Raw genomic sequence first — 9,143 nt, 5'->3', positions numbered from 1 at the left:
AGACGTACTGGATCCGGCCGCGCCAGCCCTCGTCGTAGTCCACCAGCTCGTCGCCCACGTTGACCGAGACCAGGTGCTTGATCTGGGCCGCGCCGCCGAAGAACTCGACGCCGTCGTCCTTGTTCTGGAACACCTCGATGTAGTCGAAGTCCGTGGCCCGGCCCACCGCGCCGAGGGTCAGGCCGTTGATCTCGTTGTCCACCGAGAGGTTGAAACCGCCGTAGCGGATGGAGAGATAGCGCACGGTCCCGCTGTCGTCGTCGTCACACCAGGAGGGGTCGGCGAGAGGATCGCCCGGATGGACCGCCGCGCAGTTGCCGTAGAAGCCGAGGCCGCCGGCGGCGGTCAGCCCCTCGATTTGCACCTCCCGCGTGGGATCCGGGCCGGCGGCGGTGTTGTTGGCCACCCATCCGCGGCCGAGGACGATCAGGCCGCCCCAGTTGCCGGTCTCTTCGATGGCGTTCTCGAGGGAGTCGTAAGGGAAGGTCCCCGGATCGTGGCCGATGTTGTCGTCGTAGAGATCGGTGAAGACCACGGGTTCGAGTTCGGTTCCGAGAATCCGAATCTTCGAGTCGCGGGTCACCACCAGGGTGCCGGGATCGTTGGCGCCCGGGGCCGACTCGGTCTCGCCCCGAACGACGGTCCCGGGCTCGATGGTCAGGGTGGCCCCGTCGGTGACGTAGATCACGTCGGTGAGGATGTAGACATTGTCCGGGGTCCACGTCTCGCTCACGGAGATGTTGCTGGTCACGAAGATGTCCGCGGCCAGAGCCGGGACCAGGCCGGCCAGCGCCACCACCGTGATCCACAGAATCTTGCCGATTTTCACGCTCGTTCTCATCTCTTTTCGTTCCTCCCGGGAACCGCGGATGGGCTGCCAGTCGCTTCGGTGGCTCCGCTCTTTTGAGTCCCTTGCCTGTCTGCTACCTGTCGAAATGCATTGCGGCGAACCCCTGTGCCGAGAGACCCGCCGTCGCCACGGCCACGGCCGTCTACTCGCAGGGGAAGAGTACCGGCGCCGGCTTACGACGGATTGACACCTCCGTCACCATCCTGCGAACCGGGCGGATCGGGACCTGGCGGCCGGGAAGCCCTTTCCCGCGGCGGGATCGTCGTTTCACCTTCGTTACCAGGGCGTCACCCGGTCATAACCCGGCGCTGGTAACTTGCAGACTCGTAAGCTTGAAGTCGGGACGGGTGGTGGCCCGGGCCACCGCGCGGATGACGAAACGAGAACGGCGTGCAGAGCGAAATCCATGATGTTCAGAACACGGCCCCCATCGAACCGTCACTCCGGCGCCGGGTCCAGGAAGGCCGGGCACCGATGAAGATCGCCTTGTTTCATCGCCGACACCAGGTGCCGCAGGGCCTGGTGGGCCTGCTGGAAGGAGCGGGCTTCCGCGTGGACTGCTTTCAGAACGGCGAGCAGGGCCTGGCCCGGGCCCTCGTCTCTCCACCCGACCTCGTGCTCTCCGCGATGACCCTCGACGACATGGACGGCCTGGACCTCTGCCGCCGGCTGCGGGCGGAGTTCTCCACCCTTTTCCTGCCCCTCGTCCTGCTCGGCGAGGGGAACGACGCGACGAATCGCATCGTCGCCTTCGAGCTGGGCGCGGACGACGTGGTCGATCCTTCCTGTTCGACCCGGGAAATCGTCCTGCGGGTTCGAGGCATCCTCAGGCGCCGGGCCACGGCCCAGGCCCAGCTCGACGAAGGCACGGCCCTCCGCTGCGCCGAGCTGGCCCTCTTCCCGGCCGAAAACCGGCTCCTGGTGGGCCGTGAGGAGACGATCCTCACCCCCACCGAGTGCCGCCTTTTGACCCTCTTCCTGCAACGGGCCGGACGCACCCAGAAGCGCGAATCCCTGGCCCGGGAGGTGTGGGAGGAGGAGAGCGACAATCGTCTCCGCACGCTGGACGTCTACATCCACCGCCTGAGGCGCAAACTCGGCCGCGAGGCCCGCCGCCTGGAGACCGTCGTCGGGGTGGGCTATCGCCTCCGGGCCTGACCGGCTGATGCTCCACGGCGGAAAAATCCCTCAACCCGCCCTTCGGCGGGTTTCCACCGGTCACCTGTAGCAGGGCTGCGACAGACCCGTCGCGAAGAACGGACAGTTTTACCGGCTCTTGTTGGCGGAGATGCCCAGTTCGTTGAGGCGCCGATAGAGGCTGGCGCGGGAGATACCGAGCGCCTTGGCGGCCTGGGTGGCGTTGCCGGCGCTCCGCTCCAGGGCGTCGGCGATCGACCACCGATCGTAGGCTGCCAGCAGGGAATCCCGGCCCGCCTGGTAGCCTGGACCGGCCAGTTCCGAGAACGCGGGCTCGAGCACACCGTCGATCCCGGCGTTCCCCAACGAGCCGCCGTTGCGCAGGGCTTTGCGGATCGCCGCACCGTGGATCGGCTCGTGGGGCGCCAGGATCGCCACTCGCTTCAGCACGGAGTCGAGTTCCCTGACGTTGCCGGGCCAGTCGTGCTCCAGCAGGGCGATCAAGCCGCTTTCCGTGAGGGGGGGCACTTCGATGGCCTCCCGGCGGGCAAAGCGCCGGAGCAACTCGCTCGCCAGTTCCGGGATGTCTTCCCGGCGACGGCGCAGGGGCGGAACCTCCAGCCGATATTCGTCGAGGCGATAGTAGAGGTCCTTGAGAAACTTACCGGCTTCGACCCGTCCGGGGAGATCTTCGTTGGTCGCCGCCAGGACACGCACGTCGACGGTGACCGGGTCGACCCCGCCGACCCTTTCGAAGCATCCGCTCTCGAGCACCCGCAGCAGCTTGGCCTGGTGGGCGGCGGGCATCTTGCCGATCTCGTCGAGAAACAAGGTGCCTCGATTGGCCAGTTCGAAGCGCCCCATCTTGCGCTTCTCGGCCCCGGTGAAGGCGCCTTTCTCGTGCCCGAAGAGTTCCGCGTCGATCATGCCTTCCGAGCCGCTGGCGCTGTTGAAGGTGATCAGGCGCTCGCTGCGCCGGCTGCTCGCCCGGTGCAAGGCCCGTGCGACCAGCTCCTTGCCCGTGCCGCTCTCGCCGACGATCAGCACACGCACGTCGCGGGCCGCCACGCGCCCGATCTCTTCCCGCAGATCGCTCATCGCCCGTCCCGAGCCGATCAGTTCCCCGCCCAAACCCTCCTGGAGGTCTCGAGCGTGGGTCTTCCAGGCCAGGTCGTCGAGGGCCTTCTGCACACGAATGCGCAGCAGCTCGATCCTGGGATGCTTGGAGACGTAGTCGGTGGCCCCGGCGCGCATGGCAGCGACCACCGTCTCCGGTCGATCGTCGCCGGAGACCATGATCACCGGCAGATCGGGATGTCTCGCGCGTACCCGGCGCAGGACGTCGAGGCCGTCCGGCTCGCTGCCCAGCGAGACATCGAGCAGTATGGCGTCCGGCCGCACGGCTTCCACCAATTCGAGAGCGGCCGCCCCGCTGTGGGCCACGGTCACCTGGAAGGCATCGGCGCCGAACACGCAAAAGCGCTCGAGGAACTCGGCATCGTCGTCGACGATCAGGATGTGGTTCTTGGTCATGGTTGGCTCCAGCTCCCGGATGAACCCACCCGCTTCAGCGTCACCACGAAGCACGCCCCCTCGCCCTCCCTGCCGACCTCCTCGATACTCGCTCCGAACTTGCCGAGGCTGCGTCTTGCAAAATCCAGGCCGTAGCCGTGGCCCCCGGTGAATCCCGAGACGCCGGGCTGGAAGATTCGCCTCTTCATTGCCGTCGCAACGCCGCGCCCGCGGTCTTCGAAGTCGATGCAGACAACGCCACCATCCGCGGCCCTGACCCTGAGCCGAATGTCGTTCGGGCCACCGTGCTGGCCGATGCTTCTCTCTGAATTTTCCAGCAAGATGTCGAGAACGCGCTGGAGTTCGTCGGCGGTGATGAGAACCTCCATGTCCGCGTCCACTTCGAACAGGGGCGTGATGTGGAGCGAGGTGCGCGATGCGCGAGTGGACAACCAGGACTCGATCAGCGGCACCGGACGCACCCGCAGGCGGGCGGCGGCGAAGTGCCCGAGGGCCTCGAGGCGCTGATCGGCGACGGCGAGCCATCGCTCGAGGCGACCGAGCTCCGCGTCGCTCGGAATCTCGCGCCGACGGAGGATTTTCTCGCACAGACGCCGCAGGGAGTGCTGGATTTCCTCCAGCCCCGCCCCCCGGGACTCCTCGGGAACTCCCGCGATGCGGGCGATGCGGGCCATCGCGCTCAACTCACCGAGTACGATGGACGCGTAGGCGTCGACGTCCTGGCGCAGCAGGGCGACCTTGCGCCGATCCGCATCGACCTTCGTCCCACGCAGGTTGGTACACAAAAAGCGCAAGCGGTCGGCGACCTTGCGCGGCGTCTCGTTGTGTCTGAAAACGCTGAGCCTCTCGAACAGCTCGACCTGGGCGGATTGCACCGCGGAAAGACGCCTCCTGGTGACGACCCACAGGAGTCCCAGGCCACCACCCCCCAGTCCGGCGGCCAGGGTCACGCCGATCGCCACCCAGCCGGCGTCCAGGGGAACCGTCAGCCAGGCCAGCCAGGCCAGTGCCACCACCAGCCCACCCATGAACGCCGCCAGGCGGAAACCCGGCATTCCCAGAGGTGAAACCAGAGCCAGGGCCCATGCCGCCGCGAAGGCGAATAACCCCAGGCCGATCGTGGCCAGCAGCCACCTGAAATTCCAGCGTTCCGCGGTGAAGCTCTCGAGCCGGTAGAGCGGCGCCCGCAGCCAGTCGGGCAGAGTGCCGGAGGAGAGAGCCACCTCCACCCGGCCCGGAGCGCTCGAACGGACCACCGTGCGGGGCACCGGCCCCGGCAACGTGATGACCATCTCGTACCGCCCGCCCGCCTCGAGGCCGGCAAAACACACATCCTTGCTATCCTGGCCGTTGAAACCCGCGCCGCCGATCTGGCGCAGAGCGACGAAGGCCCCGTCCCGCTCCCGGCGGAGCCGGACCTGCGCTCCAACCGCGCTTCGATTCCACGGCGGACCCGTCAGCCGCGCGCACAGCCGTGCGGCAGGGCCACCGCCGCCGGCCAGCAGAGCGGTGGCTCCGTTGCCCCCGCCGACAAGGGCGTCCAGTGTTCCATCGCCGTTGAAATCACCTCGAATCACGGCACGCGGCTGGCCGAGCGCCGCGAGCCCTTTTACGGAACTCACCGTCTCGGGCACGCCCTGGCTGGAAAACCCATCGGCCAGCCAGATGCCGCCATCGGTCAGCACGAGAAGCTCGAGCCTTCCATCCCCGTCCACATCGATCGGCGTGGCACTCATGGTGGAGCCGCAGAGGGGCCCCTCCCGGGCGACGGGAACGGTCTCGAGCCGGCCGGCGCCGTTCCACCTCAGCACCAGGTCGCAACCGTGGGACACGCCCACATAGACCTCGAGACTGCCATCGCCGCTGAAATCGGCACTGACCAGGCCGCTCATATCCCACGAGGAAAGGGGGGCGCGGGGTCCCGGGGGCCGACCCGCCAGGAAGCGCAGAGTGGCGAAACGCGGCCGCCCCCCCGGGGCCCCCAGGTTCTCGTGGAAGACCAGCCCACGCCCCATCGTGGCGACCACCACGTCGATGTCGCCATCCTGGTCGAGATCGGTGCAGACCACCGCCTCGCTGCCATCGACGGTGTCGAGGCCGACTTCGGGCCCCGCCGTCTCGAAGGCGGCACGCCCGTTGTTCAGCAGCAGGCGATCGGAAGTCAGGAGGTTGGCCACGTAGACATCGAGATCACCATCGCCATCGGCGTCCAACAGGCAGCCCCCGACGGTATCGTCGAGCATGCGTCCCGCCACCGCCGCGTCGAACACCGTACGGAAGCTTCCCGCCCTCCCGGCGAGAAAAAGGCGATTGGCCTCGTACATACGCAAGAGGACCACGTCGTCTTCCGCACCGTTCCCGTCGAGATCCGCCGCCAGGGCGAACCTGTCATAGGTGTACGCCTCGGTGGGGTCATCGCCGTAACCCCCGCCGATCCCACGGCTCGCGGCAGCCTCCCGATACCCGGCGTCCTGGCCCAACGGTCGCTCGACCGTCACCATCGGCAAGCTGCGCAATTCGTTGGGGCCCTCGGCGTCCACCACGTAGACCCACTCCCGTCCCGCGATGCGGAGCACGCCCAGCGCTACCACCGCGCTCTCGAAGAGGACCGCGCCGAAAACCTCGACGCGAGAGAATTTTCGAGCGCCTTCCTCAGCCGCGGCGGTTTCTTCGAAAAGCAACATGCCGCTGCCCTGGACGACGCCAAGAAGCTGATCGGCCCCGGTATCCATGACGTCCGTGAGGGCCGCGGGGTCGGTACGAAAGATCCTGCGCCGCCCGTCGGCCCCCTGGTGGACCACCACACTGTCGCCGACGATCCACCCCCAGCCGTAGGTCTTGCCGCCGGCGAAACGGGTACCTGGAGGCGAGTCGAATTCCGGGAGCCGGACCGAAGTTTCCACGGGATCGGCGGGAATACGCACCACCTCGCTATTCATGCAAACCACAAGGTCCCGGCCCACCACCCACAGTGGCGAAAGCCGCCTCGCCGGTCCCTGCCAGCGGATGGACCAGGCCGCACCATCCCACAGCACAACCGCGTACAGCGAACGGGATTCGGCGATGATCCACACGCCCCCTTCAGGGAGCGGCACGACTTTCTGCACATGCAGCGCCACCGGCGGCACGAACTTGACCCAGTGCTCGCCGTCTCCCCGGTAGAGGTTCCGCCAGTGGCCGATCACCCAGTACAGGCCATCCGGCCCGACCTCCACGTCCCGGATACCATAGCGGAGAGGGGAGCGGAGCCGCCGCCAGGAGGTGTGATCGCCATCGACGGCCCACAGTTCGTTACGCCCGGAGATCCCATTGATGGCGGCTACGAGCAAGTCTCCTCCGGGGATCGTGGCGAGATCCACGACCTCGAGATCTCCGGGCAGTCGCGCTTCCAGCCAGTCGGGGTGGGTTTCATCGAGCGGCAACCGTGTCCGCAACACCTTACGAGGCGTGATCGCCACCCAGAGCCAGCCGTCGGGGCTGACCAGGGGGCCGTGGAGAACCTTGGGCAGGACCTCCACCCAACGGCCCCGCAGCCCCTCCCCGCCCCTTTCGAGCCCGGTCGCCTCGACCGCTGCCCCGGCGGCGAACACCGCCAGCACCGCCGCCAGGGAGCCGATCGACTATCGCCAAGATCCCATCGCCCGCCTTCTCCGCGGTTTCTACGCCGGGCGTCCCCCGGCGCCCCATGGCCGCGGAGAGAAAACACCACCGCCCCTCCCGGCCGGCGACGGGCAGGGCCCCACCGGGGCGGCACCAACCCGCCTGAAAAGCTCCGTGGCCTGGCGACATTCTATACCCGTGCATGGTTTTGGGTTTTCCTTGGTAAAGACGCCTCCATTTCCATCGCTCCTACGGACAAGCGTCGATGAAACGGTCAAGGCCCCACGTTCCTTCAGCGCAGCCGGTACGAGCGCGAGCAAGGTAGTAGACCGCCTTGCCCGCCACTGGCGTATGGTCATCGGTGGTCTCAGGTGCCGACCCCCGATGCAGCAAGCACAGCGCGTCGTCGAATCGTCCGCTCACCTCGAGGTCCGCCACGTCACCCTTGATCGCGTCGTAGGTCACGATCGATCCGTCATCGGCGGTCTGTGGATCCCAACGGATCGTCAGATTGTCTTGCAGCACGATCAGTCCGGTCACCTCGCTCGGCTGGAACCATCGCGTGTCGTCGAGCGGATCGCAGTCTTGCGCGTTCGCAATCCCGTCCGCGTCGGCGTCACTGTCGCAGGCGTTCCCGGTCCCGTCGCCATCACGATCCTCCTGGGCCGAATCCGGCGTTTCCGGACAGACATCACACGCGTCGCCGACTCCATCCCCGTCACGATCGGCCTGGTCACCGTTGGGCACCGCCGGACAGTTGTCGCAGGCGTCGCCGCTGCCGTCTCCGTCCAGGTCGCCCTGATCGGCGTTGGAGACTCGCGGACAATTGTCTGCGTCGTCGGCGACTCCATCTTCGTCGAGATCCCCAAATTCGAAGTCCGTGGCAGCATAGGGACCCGTCTCATACGCGTCCGTTCTCGAGTCGCACGATGCGTAGTTTTCGTCAACATTGACGAGCTCTACCCGGCTAAGCCAGTAGGGGCCATCGACTCCCGACGCGCGAATGGTTGGCCCGTCGAATCGGAGCGTCAACAGGTGAACCCCCGGGACCAGGACACCCGCATCGGTGGTCGCATGGGCCAATTCGCCGGCGGCCGCGGGAGACTCCGAGAGCGTACCCGTGATATGAAAGGAAGCCGCCTGATGCACTGTCACCTGCACATCGATCTCCAGGAAATCCGCAGCAGCCGTGCCTCCGGTATCCACGAGGCGATCAGAGTAGATGTCGTCCAGGGAAATCCGGTCGCTCGACACATTCAGCGGCGCGTAGCTCGTCCTGCGGAAATCCTGCCCGTCGAGCCTGAAACCCTCGGCCCGCACCTCGGCCGAGTGAATCCCCGACACGGACGTGTAGATGTAGTTCCCGCTGTATACCCCGTCACCGGCGACAGTATCGGGCGGGCCACCGTCATCCTTGAGAAAAACATCGTGCTCGGTACCCTGCCGATCGGTAATCGTGGCCCAGGCTGTCGCACCGGTCAGCGGAATACCGCCATCCTGCAATTCAGCCAGAAGGACGACTGGTGCGCCGAGGGTCGTGTCGGCAGGATCGAACCAGGACTTCAAACGCACGTCGGCCCGTGAGGTAGACTTGGTCAGGATGCCGTCTTCGCCGGGATTCACATCCGTCCCCGTGTCTACAACAATCCACCAGTTGCCGGGCATCGGATTCAGGATCTCGTATCCCTTGCGCGGAGGGAGATCGCCGGCGGTGTCCTGGTAGTACGTAACGTCCGGGTCAGCCTCCGCCCCCCCACCTCCACCGCTTGCACCCGGTTGCCTTCCAGCGTCGCGGTGACCCGTGCGTTGGTTCTAGTTTCCTTCCGGATCACGATGCCCTTGCCCGTGTGCCGCAGGGAGGGATCTTCCTGCCAGACGAAGGTGTCCCGGACCGTCACGCTCTGGGTGTAGTCCCCATCGATCCAGATCCCGTTGACGCCGAAGTCCTTCACCTCGTTGCCGGACCCGGCGCCGCCGATCAGCGTCTCGGCGTTTTGCGTCCAGATGCCGGTGTCGCCGACAT

At 66.8% G+C, this 9,143-nt stretch carries 6 protein-coding genes; 1 reads left to right on the top strand and 5 read right to left on the bottom strand.

Annotation, left to right across the window (positions count from 1 at the left end; all coding sequences use genetic code 11):
* Positions 1-841, bottom strand: an 841-nt coding sequence (locus tag Q9Q40_14255) for a hypothetical protein (GenBank protein ID MDQ7008380.1), incomplete at its 3' end; no start/stop codon positions are given.
* A gap of 399 nt (positions 842-1,240) precedes the next feature.
* On the opposite strand from Q9Q40_14255, the gene Q9Q40_14250 reads away from it, so the two are divergent.
* Positions 1,241-2,008, top strand: coding sequence for a response regulator transcription factor (locus tag Q9Q40_14250; protein MDQ7008379.1), 768 nt, complete (start codon positions 1,241-1,243; stop codon positions 2,006-2,008).
* Between the two features lie 108 nt (positions 2,009-2,116).
* Here Q9Q40_14250 and Q9Q40_14245 read toward each other — a convergent pair whose 3' ends face one another.
* The 4 genes from Q9Q40_14245 to Q9Q40_14230 all read right to left on the bottom strand — a co-directional run.
* Positions 2,117-3,520: a sigma-54 dependent transcriptional regulator gene (locus Q9Q40_14245; GenBank protein MDQ7008378.1), complete on the bottom strand. Its 1,404-nt coding sequence runs from the start codon at positions 3,518-3,520 to the stop codon at positions 2,117-2,119.
* Positions 3,517-7,110: an FG-GAP-like repeat-containing protein gene (locus Q9Q40_14240; GenBank protein MDQ7008377.1), complete on the bottom strand. Its 3,594-nt coding sequence runs from the start codon at positions 7,108-7,110 to the stop codon at positions 3,517-3,519. Before Q9Q40_14240 ends, Q9Q40_14245 begins: the two co-directional genes overlap by 4 nt.
* Positions 7,111-7,369: 259 nt before the next feature.
* Positions 7,370-8,785 (bottom strand): thrombospondin type 3 repeat-containing protein, encoded by a 1,416-nt coding sequence (locus Q9Q40_14235; protein ID MDQ7008376.1) that lies wholly within the window; start codon positions 8,783-8,785, stop codon positions 7,370-7,372.
* Positions 8,786-8,790: 5 nt separating this feature from the next.
* The coding region (locus Q9Q40_14230; GenBank protein ID MDQ7008375.1) for a hypothetical protein at positions 8,791-9,143 on the bottom strand (353 nt) is incomplete at its 5' end.

The sequence above is a fragment of the Acidobacteriota bacterium genome (assembly GCA_030949985.1).
In the GTDB taxonomy this organism is placed as follows: domain Bacteria; phylum Acidobacteriota; class Polarisedimenticolia; order J045; family J045; genus JALTMS01.
Note: the sequence above shows the minus strand (reverse complement) of the source record. Positions and strands in the feature narration are given on the sequence as shown.

What these genes read in the sequence shown, in the direction of transcription:
- Q9Q40_14235 (MDQ7008376.1), bottom strand. Translation starts at nt 8,785, where the DNA reads ATGCCCGGCAACTGGTGGATTGTTGTAGACACGGGGACGGATGTGAAT.
- Q9Q40_14245 (MDQ7008378.1), bottom strand. Translation starts at nt 3,520, where the DNA reads ATGACCAAGAACCACATCCTGATCGTCGACGACGATGCCGAGTTCCTC.